General features: G+C 37.2%; 14 protein-coding genes and 1 rRNA gene. 6 read left to right on the top strand and 9 right to left on the bottom strand.

Going from position 1 to position 18,022, the window contains the following annotated elements:
- Positions 1-4 precede the first annotated feature (4 nt).
- Together M030_RS0110525 and M030_RS0110520 are read right to left on the bottom strand one after the other, a co-directional pair.
- Complete coding sequence (locus M030_RS0110525) at positions 5-1,030, bottom strand: LLM class flavin-dependent oxidoreductase (RefSeq protein WP_027373470.1); 1,026 nt, start codon at positions 1,028-1,030, stop codon at positions 5-7.
- Between the two features lie 407 nt (positions 1,031-1,437).
- Positions 1,438-3,573, bottom strand: coding sequence for a S9 family peptidase (locus tag M030_RS0110520; RefSeq protein ID WP_027373469.1), 2,136 nt, complete (start codon positions 3,571-3,573; stop codon positions 1,438-1,440).
- A 287-nt stretch (positions 3,574-3,860) separates the two neighbouring features.
- Here M030_RS0110520 and M030_RS0110515 point away from each other — a divergent pair, with 287 nt between their 5' ends.
- Positions 3,861-4,373 carry a YceI family protein gene (locus M030_RS0110515; RefSeq protein WP_027373468.1) on the top strand — a complete coding sequence of 171 codons (513 nt, stop codon included), beginning with the start codon at positions 3,861-3,863 and terminating at the stop codon, positions 4,371-4,373.
- Between the two features lie 82 nt (positions 4,374-4,455).
- Positions 4,456-5,283: a 4,5-DOPA dioxygenase extradiol gene (gene ygiD / locus M030_RS0110510; RefSeq protein ID WP_027373467.1), complete on the top strand. Its 828-nt coding sequence runs from the start codon at positions 4,456-4,458 to the stop codon at positions 5,281-5,283.
- 66 nt (positions 5,284-5,349) lie between these two features.
- On the opposite strand, the gene M030_RS0110505 is transcribed toward ygiD, so the two are convergent.
- The 3 genes from M030_RS0110505 to hutH all read right to left on the bottom strand — a co-directional run bounded on the left by M030_RS0110505 (position 5,350) and on the right by hutH (position 8,980).
- Positions 5,350-6,831, bottom strand: coding sequence for a S8 family peptidase (locus M030_RS0110505; RefSeq protein ID WP_027373466.1), 1,482 nt, complete (start codon positions 6,829-6,831; stop codon positions 5,350-5,352).
- 150 nt (positions 6,832-6,981) lie between these two features.
- On the bottom strand, positions 6,982-7,428 hold the full coding sequence (locus M030_RS0110500; RefSeq protein ID WP_027373465.1) for a GNAT family N-acetyltransferase: 447 nt from the start codon (positions 7,426-7,428) through the stop codon (positions 6,982-6,984).
- A 64-nt stretch (positions 7,429-7,492) separates the two neighbouring features.
- Entirely contained in the window at positions 7,493-8,980 is a 1,488-nt protein-coding gene (gene hutH, locus M030_RS0110495) for a histidine ammonia-lyase (RefSeq protein WP_027373464.1), read from the bottom strand.
- A 131-nt stretch (positions 8,981-9,111) separates the two neighbouring features.
- On the opposite strand from hutH, the gene M030_RS0110490 reads away from it, so the two are divergent.
- Complete coding sequence (locus M030_RS0110490) at positions 9,112-9,873, top strand: hypothetical protein (RefSeq protein ID WP_027373463.1); 762 nt, start codon at positions 9,112-9,114, stop codon at positions 9,871-9,873.
- 86 nt (positions 9,874-9,959) lie between these two features.
- On the top strand, positions 9,960-11,753 hold the full coding sequence (gene uvrC, locus M030_RS0110485; protein WP_027373462.1) for an excinuclease ABC subunit UvrC: 1,794 nt from the start codon (positions 9,960-9,962) through the stop codon (positions 11,751-11,753).
- Positions 11,754-12,309: 556 nt separating this feature from the next.
- Here the strand turns inward: uvrC and M030_RS0110480 are convergent.
- From M030_RS0110480 to M030_RS0110470, 3 genes are read right to left on the bottom strand one after another with little or no spacing between them, the layout of a single operon-like run.
- A complete protein-coding gene (locus M030_RS0110480) occupies positions 12,310-13,062 on the bottom strand; it encodes a hypothetical protein (protein WP_027373461.1) in 753 nt (250 codons plus the stop codon).
- A 10-nt stretch (positions 13,063-13,072) separates the two neighbouring features.
- On the bottom strand, positions 13,073-14,155 hold the full coding sequence (locus M030_RS0110475; protein WP_027373460.1) for a PorV/PorQ family protein: 1,083 nt from the start codon (positions 14,153-14,155) through the stop codon (positions 13,073-13,075).
- 13 nt (positions 14,156-14,168) lie between these two features.
- Positions 14,169-15,047: a DMT family transporter gene (locus tag M030_RS0110470; protein ID WP_027373459.1), complete on the bottom strand. Its 879-nt coding sequence runs from the start codon at positions 15,045-15,047 to the stop codon at positions 14,169-14,171.
- Between the two features lie 186 nt (positions 15,048-15,233).
- Between M030_RS0110470 and M030_RS0110465 the strand changes: the two genes are divergently transcribed.
- Positions 15,234-15,785: a GNAT family N-acetyltransferase gene (locus M030_RS0110465; RefSeq protein WP_081806325.1), complete on the top strand. Its 552-nt coding sequence runs from the start codon at positions 15,234-15,236 to the stop codon at positions 15,783-15,785.
- Positions 15,786-16,034: 249 nt separating this feature from the next.
- The gene (locus M030_RS0110460; protein ID WP_027373457.1) at positions 16,035-17,663 is read left to right on the top strand and encodes an acyl-CoA carboxylase subunit beta; all 1,629 of its coding nucleotides are present in this window, start codon (positions 16,035-16,037) and stop codon (positions 17,661-17,663) included.
- A 229-nt stretch (positions 17,664-17,892) separates the two neighbouring features.
- On the opposite strand, the gene rrf is transcribed toward M030_RS0110460, so the two are convergent.
- Positions 17,893-18,000, bottom strand: a 5S ribosomal RNA gene (rrf, locus tag M030_RS0110455).
- Positions 18,001-18,022: the final 22 nt, after the last annotated feature.

Raw genomic sequence — 18,022 nt, 5'->3', positions numbered from 1 at the left:
TTAATTATAAGTGCTGAACCAAAGGCTTTACTTCATTCCCGAATAGCTCGATGGATTTCATCATTATATCATGGGCAGGATCGCCGATATCCATATGCCCGATAAACCTCGTGATCCCGAAAAGCTCTTTCATATAAGCAATTTTATCTGCAACTTCTTTCGGACTTCCGATAAATAAAGCTCCATCTTTACTTCTTCCTCCGTCATACTGCATTTTAGTATAAGGAGCCCAGCCTCGGGAAGCCCCTACCCTGTCCATCTGGGATTTATAATTGTGGAAATATCCGTCTACAACATTGGGATCATCACTTACAAAAGTGTGTGAATGAACTGCAATCTGCATTTCAGCCATATCATGCCCTGCCTTTTCGTATTCCTGCTTATAAAACTCAATCAGGTTTTTAAACTGGATCGGCATTCCTCCAATGATGGCTACCACTAAAGGCATTCCTAATTGAGCAGCATTCAAAACAGATTGTGGCGTTCCTCCTACTGCTCTCCAGATCGGAAGTTTCCCGTCATTTTTTGCTCTCGGGTAAACAGTCTGATTCTGCATTGGAGCCCGAAGCTTTCCTGACCAGCTTACGTTTTCTTCAGAATTGATTTTTAACAATAATTCCAGTTTCTCGTCAAATAGCTCTTCATAGTCGTTCAATGAATATCCATATAAAGGAAAAGATTCTATAAAGCTTCCCCTTCCCACGAATATCTCAGCTCTTCCATTGGAAATAAGATCCAGTGTGGCAAAGTCTTCATAAACTTTTACCGGTTCCGAAGAACTCAAAACAGTAACCCCACTTGCTAATTTTATATTTTTTGTAATACCGGCTGCCGCGGCCAATACCATTTCCGGAGAAGAAACGGCATAATCCGGGCGGTGGTGTTCTCCCATTGCAAATACGTCAATTCCTACCTCATCCATTAATTTTACCTGATCCAATATTTCATGAATCTTAGTTCCGGCATCTCTATATTTTCCGGTGGACTGGTCTAATGCCAGATCTCCAAACATTCCTATTCCTAATTCCATATTGTTGATTTTAGTACTACAAAAATAGCGCTATGAAATATCATATGCATTGATGTTTGATAAGAACGACGACCATATGTTTACACACTAAAAGTACAAGAACATCAAAGGTTTCAGCAAGGCATACTCCAGTTTTTTTGCCACGAATTCATAATTTCTTTTAATAAGGCTGCATATTAATATATATTCTATGTGTCTATGTGGTTCTAAAATTTGAACCACACAGACACATAGGTTTTATGCGTCAAAAATATTCGTGAATTCGTAACAATAGAGCATACCAAAATTTTATCACAGATAAAATCCTTGCGCCTTAAAAACAGTACGTCATTACATCTTTTTGCATATTTGTAATTTCGAATCAATACACAAACGAAAAATCCAACCGTTATGGTTGGATTTTACTATTATTTCTTCAGATATAAATCAAAATAATCTGTGATTTTCTGCATCAGGTGTACCCTGTCTTTTCCGATCACGTTGTGTGGGTGTCCCGGATACGCAAAGTAATCCAGCTGAACTCCGTTATCAACGGCCGATTTAATGAACTTTATAGAATGTTGCCATACTACGACATCATCCTGAGCACCATGAATCATCAATAGTTTTCCTTTCAGATTCTGAACTTTATCCAACAGGTTGGCTGCAGCATATCCCTGAGGGTTTTCCTGTGGCGTATCCATATATCTTTCACCATACATAATTTCGTACATGCTCCAGTCGATTACAGGGCCTCCCGCAACTCCCACTTTAAATACATCCGGCTTGCGAAGCATAAAGCTTGTTGTCATAAATCCTCCGAAGCTCCATCCATGGATTCCCATTTTTTCGGCATCTACATAAGGAAGAGATTTTAAGTAGTCTACTCCCTTCATCTGGTCATTCATTTCTGTGGTTCCCAGGTTTCTGAAAACAGCCTGCTCGAATTTCATTCCACGGTTTGAAGATCCTCTTCCGTCCATTGTGAAAATGATGTATCCGTTTTGAGCCATATATTCATACCACAGGTTTCCTGAAGCCGGAAAGCTGTTGGTGATCAGTTGTAAGTGTGGTCCGTTATAAAGATAAACGATCGTCGGATATTTTTTGTTGGGATCAAAATTTGTTGGAAGAATAATTTTTCCATACAAAGGAGTTCCGTCATCAGCTTTTAATTCGACATTTTTAATCTCAGGTCTCTGATAGTTCTTTAACGGGTTTTCAGAGGTGAGAATATTACTGGATTTCAGATTTGATGTATTAATGATATTAGCGATTCTTGGTGAGTTCGCATTGCTGTAAGCATCATATAAGTAATTCCCATCATTGCTTAACGTTCCGATATGCATTCCCGGTGCATCATCCAGTCTCTGCATTTTGAAGTTGGTCCAGTTGATCTTATACAAATGTCTTTCTAAAGGCGTTTCTTTTGTTGACGTAAAATAGATTTCCTTTTTCTTCTCATTGAATCCCAGGATATCGGTTACCAGCCAGTCTCCTTTTGTGATCTGTGCCACAAGTCCTTTTTCAAGGCTGTAGTGGAACAGGTGGTTGTACCCTGTTCTCTGGCTTTGCCATATAAAGTCTGTATTCGAATTCGGGAAGAAAGTAAGCGGATGCTGTGGCTCCACATATTTGCTGTCTGTTTCTTCAAATAATGTTTTTACCAATTCTCCTGTAGCCGCATTATATTGATTCATTTTCATATGATTCTGGCCTCTGTTCAGAACAGCGATGAAAATATATTTAGAATCCGGGCTCCAGGTAACCGCTGTTAAATACTGATCTTTTTCACCTTCTACTTTTAAGAAGGTTGTAGTTTGGGTTTTAATATTATATACTCCCAAAGTTACCTGATGAGACGTCTGACCGGCCATCGGGTACTTGATATTATGGTTCACGGCAGGGGTTACAGACCAGTCAATGATCGGGTAATCTGCCACCATGCTCTGATCCATTTTATAGAAGGCTACGCTTTCAGAATTGGGAGCCGGGAAAATTCCTGTATCGATTCCGAATTCGTTTCTGTGAACAGCCTGACCACTGATGATATTTTCATTGGATTCATTCGTTACCGCGATCGTTTTTCCGTTTTTACTGACAAATAAATTATTCTTTGCTGTAAATGCAAAGGTTTGTCCGTCACTGAACATTTTCACATTGGCAGCATCTTTGTCCATCGTTGCTGTATTTTTTACTTTCCAGTCATTTCCGGATTTTTCGATCCAGAACATTTTGCCTCCGCTATTGAAATATCCTCTTGAATTATCGGCAAACCTTATCTGTGGAACAGCTTTCAGTTTATCATCCGAGAATTTATTCAACTGAGTTAAAGACACTAAAGTATCTTGTTTATTGGTTTTAAGATCTGTGATCAGATATCCTCCTTTCACACCCTGAATATAAGATTTCCCGTCTGCAGACCATGAAAACTGAGAAATATTTTTCACGGCAAGATTTGTTCTCATCCCATTTACAGCCTCCGCCATCGTAAATTTCTGCGTCTGGGCCAATGCTGCACCGCCCAAAACAAGCATCAATAAAGAAAATTTATTTAATTTCATTGTATAGAATTGAATCCATCAAAAATAAGAAATAAAAATCATCCGTTAAGAAATGTTAAAATAAAACCTTCATAAAATAGAATTAATGCATCCAATGAAATTATTTCTTAACTTACTACTAGAATTTTTTGAATTGAAAATGGAGAACTTAAATTGAAAATTGATGGATTTTAAACCCAAACTAATCATTTTAAGTATCAGAAGCATTTCTTATCCTATATCAATGTTCCGTATATGCTCCCTATCCTAAATTTGCAGTATCAATAACAAATAAAAAATACAATACAATGGCAACAAAATGGAACCTAGACCCAACACATAGTGAAATCACTTTCAAAGTAAAACATATGATGATTTCTAATGTAAAGGGAAGCTTCAGAACTTTCACTGCAGAAATTGAATCTGAAGACGAATTTTTCGGTAATGCAAAAACTACTGCAACGATCCAGACTGATTCTGTGTTCACTAATAATACAGACAGAGATAATCACTTAAAATCAGCAGAGTTTTTTAATGCTGAGGCACATCCAACCATCACTTTTGAATCTCAAAATTTAAATAATGAAGTCGTTGGAAATCTTACGATCAACGGGATCACAAAACCGGTAACTTTGGACGTTGACTTCGGAGGAATCAATGTTGACCCATGGGGTAATACAAAAGCAGGTTTCTCTTTTGAAGGAAAAATCAGCAGAAAAGACTTTGGACTTAACTGGAATGCAGCTCTTGAAGCAGGAGGTGTAATGGTAAGTGATGATGTAAAAATTGCCGGAGAATTGCAGTTTGTAAAACAAGTATAATTTGGTACCATATCATATAAAAGGTTCAGGGATTTTGCTACAAAACCTTGAACCTTTTGTTTTTTATTAATTCCTATCAATTATGAATCTACATGATCTTCAAAATATAAGTGATCAGTTTAATTCAACTGAAAGAATGCCCGTTTTATTTCTCGGCCACGGATCACCAATGAATGCAATTGAAGAAAATCAATTTGTACAAGGCTTCCGAAAAGCAGCCGGAGAAATACCAAAACCCAATGCTATTTTGTGTATTTCTGCCCACTGGTATACGGAAGGAACTTTTGTGACGGCTATGGACATGCCCAAGACCATTCATGATTTTTATGGTTTCCCAAAAGCTTTATTTGATGTACAATATCCTGCTCCGGGAAGTCCTGAACTGGCAAAAGAAACGGCAGAGCTTCTGCTACCGGCCATCGTGGAAGAAGACCACAGCTGGGGACTTGATCATGGTGCCTGGTCGGTGATCAAACATATGTATCCGGAAGCTGATATTCCTGTGGTACAGCTCAGTATAGATCATACAAAACCTGCACAATACCATTATGATCTGGCCAAACAGCTTAATAGACTTCGGGAAAAAGGGATCCTCATCATCGGAAGCGGAAATATTGTTCATAATCTCCGACTGATAGACTGGAAAAATATCAATACCGTTGGTGCCGGCTGGGATTGGGCGATTGAAGCCCGTGAAAAAACCAATAACTGGCTTCTGGACGGCAATTTCCAAAATATCATCGAATACCAGAAGCAAGGTACATCCTTACAGTATGCCATCCCAACTCCTGATCATTATCTGCCTCTCATTTATACGTTGGGATTAAAGGACAGGTCTGAGGAACTTGCATTATTCAACGACGAGCTCATCGGAGGCTCTTTAAGTATGACAAGTGTCAGGATCGGATAAGACCTTAAAATAAAAAGGAAATACCTCAAGAGATATTTCCTTTCTTTTTATAGTTTAGAATTTGTATTACTGAACAGCCTTTAGCACATTGATATTCCCGTAGCCGTAGCTGGAATTTACGTTAGGATAATAAGTGGCAGACTGTCTCATTTTGTTCAGTACCTGATCTCTGGTCCAGGAAGGATTTTTAGCCCAAACCAAAGCAGCAATTCCCGCGGTAGCAGCGGTAGCTACAGAAGATCCTCCTACATAGTCAGACTGTCCGTTATAATAACTTAACACAGGAACGGTATTCCCTGAAGCTCTCTCCATCTGAAAGGTAAAATCAATCTGGCTTCCGGAATGGCAGACATTACATTTCTGGTTGGATGTTCCTTCCTTCACCCCTGTGATGGCTTGTGTTTCAGACATGGATGCAGGGAAGATCACTCCTACAAAATTGGTAAAACTCGTGGAAGTTCCGCCTGCGCAGAAAATCAGTTTTCCTTTACTATAGGCATATTTTACCCCGTCTTCAATTTTACCTACTGAAAAGATATGTCCCATTGACATGGAAATAATCTTTACATTGGCATTATTCCCCAGTTCTGTAAATGCAGTCTTTACCCCGTTTTGTTCTGCGGAGGTTTCCAGCACCACGTTTTCTGCAGCTCTGTAAGCAATTAAATTGGCATTATAAGCAACCCCCACCGGTAATCCCGCATTATTTCTTGGTGCAGTCATTACTGAAGCCATCTTCGTTCCATGCCCACACTGGTCGGCTGACCCATCTGAATTGAATACTCCGAATTTACTGATTGTTCTTCCTGAGGAAGCCCCATTATTAAAGCTTGTTCCAAGCAAGGTTTGTTCAGGTGAAACTCCTGTATCTACAAGACCGATGGTGACGCCTGCTCCGGTACTGTAGCTCCAGGCATCGGGAATATTGTGTTTGGCAAAAGCCCACGGAATTTTTGCACCCGGAGTAGTTGAGGTATAATCTGCGGTATTTAAAGCTGTGGATGAAAAGCCACATCCTGATGATCCGCTACCTGAAGATTTTGAAGCTAAATTATATTGGTTTTCTATTTCAAAATAATGGTAATCCGCCGGCTCCACATATCGGATATTTTTCATCTGACGAAGTGCTGTCAAAGTCTCTTCCTTTTCGATAACGACATCTATCTGATTAAGATATTTATCAGAAGTAAGAAGAAATCTCGCAGGTTCCGATCCTTCATATTGTTTGATTACGGATAAAATTTCGCCTTCCATAACCTTATTTTCCGGAGATTTACTTCTGTCAAAATCGTCCTTAGAGGATCCAAATCCGATAGATACCATCCTGTTTCCGCGAAAAACTGCGCTCCACAAAAAATGATCTGATTCGTTGCTCCAGTTGAAGGTACCATCAGTTTTGATAGACTGATTAATTCTCTCATTGATTTGTTTACCTGTCAACGGATCTTTCTGAGACACTTCAATTTTCGGATTTTCATTTTGAAGTTCATCTCTGGTACAGGAATGTAAAGCAATACATAGTGCCAGTAGGAATACACTTTTTTTCATATGTTATAATTTTGATTGTGATCACAATATAACACTTTACCGGGAATTAACGAATTTTAAAAAGTGAATTTAGCATTAAACAACACTAAATATAATATAAAAACGAAATAAATAGCAAAATATTAACAAAATAATAATATAAAAATACAGTTAAAGTATTTTCTCATAACAGACACTGCTTTCTATTCCCATATATTGTCCATAATTGGGAATCCTGTAGAATCCGCTTTTTTCATATACGGAAATCGCACTATGCAATCCTGAAGAAGTTTCCAGGACAGCTTTTCCAAATCCCTGTTCTTTAGCCCAGCTTTCTAATTCAGTAACCATTGCAGAAGCTAATCCTCTTTTTCTGAAATTCAGGTCCGTGTACATCCTTTTAATTTCAACGGTATCTTTGGAAAAAGGTTTAAAAGCCCCGCACGCAGCCGGAATCCCATCAACATACACTACAATACAATTTTTAAGAGTATCTACGGTATTAAACTGGCTGAAAAAATCATCATTTTCACCATTATGTTCGGCTAATGTCGCATCAAGATGTTTTACCAGATTTTGAAAGTCCGGGTGAGTGGAATCCAGTCTTTGTATTGTCATGACTATTTAAATTTTAAAAATTAAAAGCAAAAAGCTTCCGATTGGAAGCTTTTATATAGTACGGTTAGTTGACGATAAATTTTCTTTCATTAATAAGTGCTGCAATCGCCAGCATATCTTTACCGATAAGCCTGTCGTCTTCCAGTTTAGAAACTCTGGAGCGAAGAATAGCAAAGTTTTCTTCAATGACTTTGGAACATTTGGAAGGTCTTCTGAACTCCAGTCCCTGAGCGGCAAACATCAATTCAACAGATAAAATATTAACCAGGTTTCCAAGGACCTGATTGAATTTTCTTCCTGAAATACTTCCCATAGAAACATGGTCTTCCTGACCTAAACTTGTAGGAATAGAATCGGCAGATGCAGGGAAACATAATGTTTTGTTTTCTGTAACCAAAGCAGCTGAAGTATATTGAGGAATCATAAATCCTGAGTTTAATCCTGAGCTTTCTGTCAATAATCTTGGAAGTCCGTATTTTCCTTCCAGCAGCAAGTAGCTTCTTCTGTCAGAAATATTTCCCAATTCAGCCGCAGCCAATGTAGCATAATCTAACGGTAATGCCATTAACTGTCCGTGGAAATTTCCTCCCGAAATAGATTCTTCTGCACTAAGAACAATTGGATTGTCTGTGACTGAATTTAATTCTGTTTCAGCCATACTCCTCAAATGCTCAAAAGCATTTCTGCTCGCTCCATGTACCTGTGGTACACATCTCATCGAATAGGGATCCTGAACTCTCTCGCAATCTTCATGCGCTTTCATGTTCTGCGATCCTTTCAGGAACTTAAGCATTCTGGCCGCCACTTTTTTACTTCCTTCGAACGGTCTGATATCATGAAGTTCTTTTTTGAACGGGCTTGCAGAACCTCTGTATGCTTCGATACTCATGGCAGCCGTCATATCGGCAAGGTCAAGTAAATATTCGAATTTTTCCAGCCCCTTAATGGCATGAGCTAAAATAAACTGGGTTCCATTGATTAACCCCAGCCCTTCTTTAGGTCCCAAAACCAAAGGTTCCAGATTATGCTTTTCCAAAACATCCATCGTTTCAGCCACCTGATCACCTTCCCAAACCTGTCCAAGCCCCAGCAATGGCAATACAAGATGGGCCAACGGAGCCAAATCTCCTGAGGCACCTACAGAACCTTGTTCAGGTACTACAGGAATGATATCTTTTTCAAGCATCAGGATCATTCTTTCAATCACATCGAGAGAAACCCCGGAAAACCCTTTTGATAAAGCATGAACTTTAGCGATCATCATAATCTTGGAAAGTTCTTTATGAATAGGTTTTCCTACCCCTACAGCATGAGAAATAATTAAATTATACTGTAACTGCGCTGTTTCATCAGCTGATATTTTAGTGTCGCACAGCGGCCCGAATCCCGTATTGATTCCATATACACATCTATCGGACTCTACAATTTCCTGTACGTTTTTCTGAGATTTTAAAATTTGTTCTTTTGCTGCTTTGTTCAGCTTGGCTTTATTAGGTTTTTTACATATTTCCAGAACATCATGGAATGTAAAAACATCTACTCCGTATATCATTTCTAAAAAATTTTCTTAAAATTAAGCATTTAACAATAATTGGAGAAACTAAATTTCATTGTTCTATATTTTTATGAAAATGAGTGAATTAATTTATTATTTTTAGGCCTGAACATAAAAAACAATAATACATGAGACTGAAAACTTTACTGCTGGCTTTATGCGTTGCAGGAACTTCCACCTTCGCACAGAAAGTAAAATACTCAAAGGAAGAGATCAAAAAAATGGAAACTTATCTTTTTAATGAAGGTTTTAATACTCCATCTCCCAAAAAGACATCCACTATTATTTTAAAAGACGGAAATACCTATAAAGGTTTCTGCAATAAGATTGAAACTAAGAAGGGACAAATCTATGAAGTAGCTATTAAAGATAGTGTTACTAAAAAGAACAGTACTTTTAATGCCGATCAGATCAGTGAAATGTATGTATATCCAAGCAATGCAGAAAAAATTGCAAAAGTGGCCAAATACATGGGAAATATCAGAAACTTCGGAACAAAGAAACTGACCAAAAACACTAATAATGACCGAATTTACTTTGTAAACCAAACAGTTTCCCTGAAAAATAAAAAGGACGATAAAGAATTTCTGATGCAGGTTATCAATCCGGGGTTTGACGATATTATCGCAGTATATCATGATCCAAGGGCTAAGGAAACTACAGGGTTTTCTGTCATGGGCTCTCCACAGCTTGGCGGCGGCGTTATTAAATCCTATTATGTAAAAAAGGGGGACAAAGTAATTTGGCTTCATAAAGATGATTTTGAAGACCATTATGATTTCCTTTTCGGAGACCATCAGGAATTTATGAAGAAATATCCAAAGAAATCTGTAGAATGGGATTACTTCAGTTTCCTTGTGAGTGAATATACGGCAATGATGAACGGATAATGAATTTCAAGGCATAAAAGAAACCTGTAGAGCAATCTGCAGGTTTTTCTATTTTAAGATATAGAAAGTTTCCTTAATTTTGTTATATGAATCCTTCTTTAGAATTACAGCTCAAAACTTTACCATCCGAACCCGGCGTTTATCGTTATTATGATAAAAATGATCAGCTTTTGTATGTTGGTAAGGCCAAAAATTTAAAAAAGAGGGTACTATCCTACTTCAATAAAAATCTTTCCGGGTACAGGATTAAAATAATGGTCAGTAAAATCCAGCGTTTGGAAACGACTATTGTGAACAGTGAGTATGATGCTCTTCTTTTGGAAAATAATCTGATTAAGGAACATCAGCCGTTTTATAACGTCATGCTGAAAGATGACAAAACCTATCCCTGGATTTGCATTAAAAATGAGGATTTCCCGAGAATTTTTCTCACCAGAAATAAAATTAAAGACGGTTCCGAATACTATGGGCCTTATGCGAAAGTTCGTCCTGCTAAAATTTTACTGGATACGATTAAGCATATATATAAACTGAGAACCTGTAATCTTAATCTTTCCCCTGCAAAAATAGCAGACGGAAAGTATAAAGTCTGCCTGGAATATCATATCAAAAACTGTGAGGGCCCATGCGAGGACCTTGAAAGTAAGGAAGACTATGATGAAAAGATAGAGGCCATCCGCGGGATAATCAAGGGGGACTTCCGTAAGGCAAAAGAATATCTGGTAAATCAGATGATGAAACTGGCCTCCAACCTACAGTTTGAGGAAGCCCAGATCATTAAAGAAAGATTAGACATTCTTGAAGATTATCAGGCTAAGAATACTGTTGTCAACCCCAATATTGACGATGTGGATGTTTTTGGAATGACCAGTGATGAAACCGCAGCTTATGTCAATTTCTTTAAAATAAGGAATGGTAATATCATTCAGAGTTTTACAACGGAGATTAAAAAAATTCTGGAAGAAACTGATGAAGATATTATGGAGGAAGCATTGATAGAAATCAGACAAAAGTTTGATTCCAATTCAAGGGAAGTTCTCCTGCCTTTCCATCTTTCTATAGAAATCCCCAATGTAAAGCTTATTGTTCCCAAGGTAGGTGATAAGAAAAGAATTGTGGAACTTTCAGAAAAGAATGCCAAAGAATATCGTCTGGAAAAATTAAAGCAGGTTCAGATTGTAGATCCTGAAAGACATACGAACAGAATCATGGCGGAAATGCAGAAATTGCTGAGAATGCCTTTGGAACCAAGACATATTGAAGGTTTTGATAACTCCAATATTCAGGGAACCAATCCGGTATCTGCCTGTGTGGTTTTTAAAGACGGGAAACCCAGCAAAGCGGATTACAGAATTTTTCATCCTAAAACAGTAGAAGGGCCAAACGATTTTGCTACCATGGAAGAAGTGATCTACCGCCGTTACAAAAGGATGCTGGATGAAGGAGAAAGCCTTCCGCAGCTGATCCTTATTGATGGTGGAAAAGGGCAATTATCTTCGGCCGTAAAGAGTTTAAGATTGCTGGGACTATACGGAAAAATTACCATAGTAGGAATTGCAAAGCGGCTGGAAGAGATCTTCTTCCCGGAAGATCCTATCCCATTATATCTTGATAAAAAATCTGAAACTTTAAAAATTCTTCAAAGGGTAAGAGATGAGGCTCACCGTTTTGGAGTAAAGCATCACAGAACCCGAAGGAAAAATTCCACAATAAAATCTGAGTTGGAAGAAATTCCGGGTGTTGGAGAAAAAACAATAGAACTATTGTTGTCAAAACTGAAATCCGTAAAAAGAATTAAAGAATCCAATCTTGAAACATTAGAAGAAATTTTAGGAAAGACCAAGGCCAAAGTTATTTGGGAATTTTTCAATATAAATTAACTTCTTTAAAGTCATATACTGATGTCTGCCAATGATCTTTTTTTTCAGCAGATTTCACCTCAAAAGTTCTGTGAGCAGTAAACTATTGAAGGCACTGCTACAATTCAATCTGTCAAAATTTATGACTTTAGCAGTAAGTTTATTAAAAATTAGCAGTTTTTCACAATCTGCACCGACCGCTTTATAGTAATAACAGCGGTCTTTTTTATGATTCATATCCATATGAAACAGTCTTCAACGGATTATATTTTCTATTATATCAAAAAAAGACAAAATACATAAATACCGATCAACAAAAGAAAAATTAATAACAATTAATATCTTATGATAAAAACTTAACTAAAAATTAACAATATTTATATTTTTTATCGTAAATTAGTATTGTAATAAAAGGTATCATTTATTGATGAGGATGATTTTCATTATACTATCATTAAAGGATAATGAAAAATTGATGGGTACACAACCATTTACTTCCTAAAAAACACATCATCATATTAAAAACGAATAAGCTCTTTTTCAAGAGCTTATTTTTATATTGTAATCGAAATACCTTTTATTTACCTGTAAACACTTCCTTAGTATATCTGCCATCAGATTGAGGAATATCAATGACGATACTGCCATTTTCAAAATATCCAACAGTTGAATTACCGTCAGCCAGTTTTACAATAAAAACATCTTTTTTTGAAGAATTTTTGAAAACAGCAAATGGCACAGAGCTTCCTGACTTAGCTAAAATAAACTGACTGGCATCAATCTGTATTTTCTGGACATCCGTTTTTCCATTAGAAAAATTACCTGCTGTTGGAGCCACTGAAGTTGATTGAGCTACAGGTTCTGAAACAGAAGCTACCTGATCAGATACTTTTTTCTGAACAGCCGGTAGCATCTCAACAGGATTAGAAGACGCCACTTTTAGTAATGCATCCTTTAGTGCATCCGGATATCCCGTTTCAAATTCTTTGATATCAGAACGCCCTTTGGATTCGAAGATTACTTTTTTATTGCAATCTTTAAATTGTACAATAACTTTATTGGTGAATAAGCTCTTATCATTAATTACTTCTGCGTTGACGATGTTACAGGAATTATCTTTAGCTTCAGCAGGCCATTGATCTATATGAGCAGGTAGAACGGTATAATTCTTTGCTGCCAAACCCTTAGCTAAAAAAGCCTCCAATCCAAAAGTATCACCTTTAAAGGTCTCGAATTTTTGTGGAATTGAAACATATTTATAATCCGAAACTTTTTGTCCGAAAACTGCTGCTGAATATACAGCCATTATAATTACTAGTGTCTTCTTCATTTTTATTTTTTTAATCATTTCTAAATGCTCCCATATCGAGCTTAAGTGAAAAGAAATTAGAATAAAAATTGGAGCCTCCTATCCCTGAATTTGTAATCGCATAATCCAATGTAAGGCCTCTGTATCTTATCCCAACTCCTGCGCTTGGCTGGAAAGAAACTTTTCTTTTAAGATCTTCAATATCTGTGATAGATTGAAATCTGTTGATACCCAATCTTACAAATATCATTTTCTGATATCCTAATTCAGCACCTGCATATGGGCTGATACTGGCAAAATCAGTTGAAACCAGTGATGCCGTTTTTGCAAAATCTACATTTAAACCTGCTTCAGGTAAAACATAAACACTGCTGTTGATTTCAAATAATTTACTGGCACCTACGTTAAGTTTAGGCATGGTAAGCTCCATCTTATCTTTTGGTGCAGGGTTAAATTCTTCCCCGTTTACAACCGTTGAAAGTTCCTTTTGGTTAATACTCCAGAAGTTTACCGTCGTTGTAATATCCCGGATCATCCCTCCAAATTTCCATCCGTTATCTGCCTTATAAATTGCTCCCACGTCAAAACCAAATCCATATCCGTTTGCAAATTTACCCACATTCCTGTATACAATTTTGGCATTCACCCCTACGTTCAGATTCGGGTTTCCACCAGGTCTGAAGGCATATGAAAGGATGGCAGCATAATCAGATTGTGAGAACTTGGTTATCTTATCATAATCGATATTTCCTTCGGAATCGATCATCTGGGTTGTATTCAATATGTTATCTACACCCAGTCTCACTACCGAAACACCAAATACGCCTTCTTCCAATACCCTGGCATAGGCCAGATAATCATACTTTGCAATAGATTCAAAATATTCTGCGTGCATCGCTGCGCCCTGCCAGTCTCTTTCAATGGACATCAATCCTGCAGGGTTCCACATAGGAGCATAGACATCATCCTGGTTAGTGATTACCGCTCCTCCCATCGCCAGTCCCCTCGCGCCTGCTCCGATATTTAGAAATTCATTGGAATATTTCCTGATGATCTGTGATTGAGACCACCCAAACAGCAGTGAAAATGCAAGTAAAAAATATTTTTTCATCATATACAATTGATGCTTAGTTAAAGTTTTTAGTTTTCCTGGCTTTTATTAATCCGTTCACTATGATTGCCAGTATCATAACTGCTGAAGCAATATAAAATATAGGGCTCATATGTTCTGATTCCCCAAAGATAAAAAAAGCTAGTATAATTCCGTAAACTGGTTCTAAATTAACTGTTAAAATTAGAGTAAACGGTGATATATACTTCATGAGCTTAACCGATTCCAGCATCGGAAAAGCGGTGAAAACACTGGCCAATAAGCATATTAACGCCAGATCTCTGTAATTTATTTCATTCATATGGATAATTTGGCCTGAAAACAGATAAAATAACATTAAAATAAACCAACCACAGAAGATCTCATAAAATATAATATTACCAGAGCTTGTCTTTCCAAACATCTTCCCATTAAATACGGAAAAAACGGTCCCGAAAACAGCACAAAAGATCCCATATATAATTCCTTCTTTAAAGTGGAATTCTGTTTTAAAAATCATCAGAATACAAGCTACGATAACCACTCCCATGACCACTTCTGAAACATCCACCTTTCTCTTAAAAATAATAGGTTCCAGTATTGATGCAAAGAGTGTAGACAACGAAAGACAGCTTAAAGCTATGGAAACATTCGAAACCTTAATGGAATAAAAAAAACAGTACCAGTGGAGAGCCATTGCAAATCCTATGGCAGCGAGCTGGAAAAATATTTTTTTCGAAACAGCGATGCTTTCCTTTTTATAAATTCTGATAAATACAAAAAGAAAAATTGCTGCAAACAACATTCTGTAAAACACCAAAATTTGGGCATTGGCATGAATCAACTTCCCTAAAATAGCGGTAAAACCCCATAAAAATACAATTAAATGCAACCTAAAAAGTGCCAGCTTATGCATATTCTTTCTACTTCAATTTTTTAACAGGCAAAGGTACAAATAGGCTTTTATAAATCTTATAAAAAATATAAATTTACATTAGTAAAAAAAAGATAAATAAAGTTTTTTATAGATTTTCTTGCTAATACCTGATTCATTCTATTCATTTCATGAAAAAGAGAATACAAGAGAGAAAAAAAGTATACCATGATATTAAGTCCTGAAATTAAAATAAGAACGCAACGTGTAATTATGCAGCCTGTCCGAGACTCAGACATCAATGCTATCTTGGAACATTTCACAAGTGAAATCACCAGATACATGCCCTTTAATCCGCAAGGAGACAGAGAGGAGATTGTAAATTTTGTGAATGAATCAAAAAGAACTTTATCTCAAAACACAGATCTGGTATTGGTTGCCCTGGATTCAAATGAAGATTTTATCGGATGTTGTGGTATCCACAATATAACACAGGAATCTGTTGAGCTAGGTTTATGGCTGAAAAAGGGCGTTCACGGGAAAGGACTGGGAAGTGAAATTATAACAGGCCTGATTGAGTTTCTCGAAAATCATTTTACTTTTGAATATATCCTCTACCCCGTTGACGAATCCAATGTTGCCAGTAGAAAAATTCCGGAAAAACTTGGGTTTATTCCTGCTAAAAGGTATAAGAAGTACAAAGATATTCTCACCGATCTTAGTATTGTAGAGTATAGAAAATACTACGAGCCCGCAATGATGAGTAACAAAAAACCCTGAAAATTTGGTAAACTTTCAGGGCCTTCAAATAATAAACTATTAAAAAAATAAACTAGGAACAGAGTATTTGCAGAGGATATCACCCCCTGTTACTCTGATGTAAAGTTAGAAAAAATCTCAATCATTTAAAAATATTTTTCTGTTAAAAAATTCACAATTTACTAATAACCAAAGTATTAAACACTTGTTTTACTTCACAGCCATATTCTTCATAAAAATAGTATCTTTAAGCGTAAAAATTGAAATCTTATGGACATCGAATTCAACAAACGGGAAGATCACAACAGATTAAAGTTATCAGAAATCAATCGCTTGCTCACCGAAATCAAAAAAGGAGGCGGAGAAAAGAGGCTTCAAAAGCTTCGTGAAGAAGGAAAAATGACTGCAAGAGAAAGAATAGAATATCTTCTTGATAAGGATTCAGATTCCATTGAAGTAGGAGCATTTGCCGGATATGAAATGTATCCTGAGCATGGTGGTTGTCCCAGCGGGGGAGTCGTAGTAGTGATCGGCTACATTTCAGGAAGACAATGTATTGTCGTGGCTAATGATGCGTCTGTAAAAGCAGGAGCCTGGTTTCCGATCACAGGAAAGAAAAATCTCAGAGCACAGGAAATCGCTATGGAAAATAAACTTCCTATTATTTATCTTGTAGATTCTGCGGGAGTTTACCTTCCTATGCAGGATGAAATATTCCCTGATAAAGAGCATTTCGGAAGAATATTCAGAAATAATGCAAAGATGAGCTCTATGGGAATTATCCAGATCTCAGCGGTTATGGGAAGTTGTGTAGCCGGAGGAGCTTATTTACCTATTATGAGTGATGAAGCCATGATTGTTGATAAAACAGGCTCTATCTTTCTTGCCGGAAGCTATCTTGTAAAAGCAGCCATCGGAGAAAGCATCGATAACGAAACGTTAGGAGGAGCAACCACACATTGTTCTATTTCAGGGGTGACCGATTATAAGGCCAAGGATGATAAAGATGCTCTGAATAGAATTAAAAATATTATGAAGTCTCTCGGAAGTACTGAAAAAGCAGGTTTCGATAGAACAGAAAGCTATCCGCCTAAAGAAAATCCGGAAAATATCTTCGGAATTATGCCTGCTTCGAGAGCGGAACAATATGATACTTTTGATATCATCAAATGTATTGTGGATAACTCAGAATATGAAGAGTATAAACCTGATTACGGTAAAAGTATAATCTGCGCCACAGCGAGAATTGACGGATGGTCTGTAGGAATTGTAGCCAATCAGAGAAAATTGGTAAAAAGTGGAAAAGGAGAGATGCAGTTCGGCGGAGTAATTTACTCAGATTCTGCAGATAAAGCTACCCGATTCATTGCCAACTGTAATCAAAGAAAGATTCCTTTGATCTTTTTACAGGACGTTACAGGATTTATGGTAGGATCTAAGTCAGAACATGGAGGAATTATCAAGGACGGAGCCAAAATGGTGAATGCCGTTTCCAACTCTGTAGTTCCAAAATTTACTATTATTACCGGAAACTCTTACGGTGCCGGAAATTATGCAATGTGCGGAAAAGCATACGACCCAAGACTTATCGTTGCATGGCCTTGGGCTGACCTGGCCGTAATGGGTGGGGCACAAGCTGCAAAAGTACTTGCACAAATCCAGGAATCTACCCTTAAAAAGCAAGGAAAAGAAATTTCTGAAGAAGAACATAATGAAATTCTGGATACGATCTCAAAAAGGTACCAAAAACAAACAGAATCTACTTATGCTGCAGCCAGATTATGGACAGATGCCATCATTAATCCTGTAGATACCAGAAAATGGATTTCCATGGGGATTGAAGCTGCTAATCACTCTCCTATTACAGAAAAATTTAATTTAGGAGTGATCCAGGTCTGATCACCTATTTCATAAATAAAAATCGGCTATCTCAATTTTTTGAGATAGCCGATTTTTTATATTCTAGCTATATAATAAGTTGAAAATTGAGAATTGAGAGTTGAAAATGCTCAATCAGGAATGATCTAGTGGATTAGGGCTTACTGCCTATTGCCTGTAACCTGCTTAGGTATAAAGCAAAAAAAAGTCTCATACATTGCTGTATGAGACTTTTTAAAAATAAAATAAAAACTGGCGGCGGCCTACTCTCCCGCGTTAGCAGTACCATCGGCGCTGGTGGGCTTAACTTCTGTGTTCGGAATGGGAACAGGTGAGCCCCACCGCTAAAACCACCCTAAAGGTTGTATATAAGATGTCAG

The organism is Chryseobacterium sp. UNC8MFCol, assembly GCF_000482305.1.
GTDB classification, from domain to species: domain Bacteria; phylum Bacteroidota; class Bacteroidia; order Flavobacteriales; family Weeksellaceae; genus Chryseobacterium; species Chryseobacterium indologenes.
Note: the sequence above shows the minus strand (reverse complement) of the source record. Positions and strands in the feature narration are given on the sequence as shown.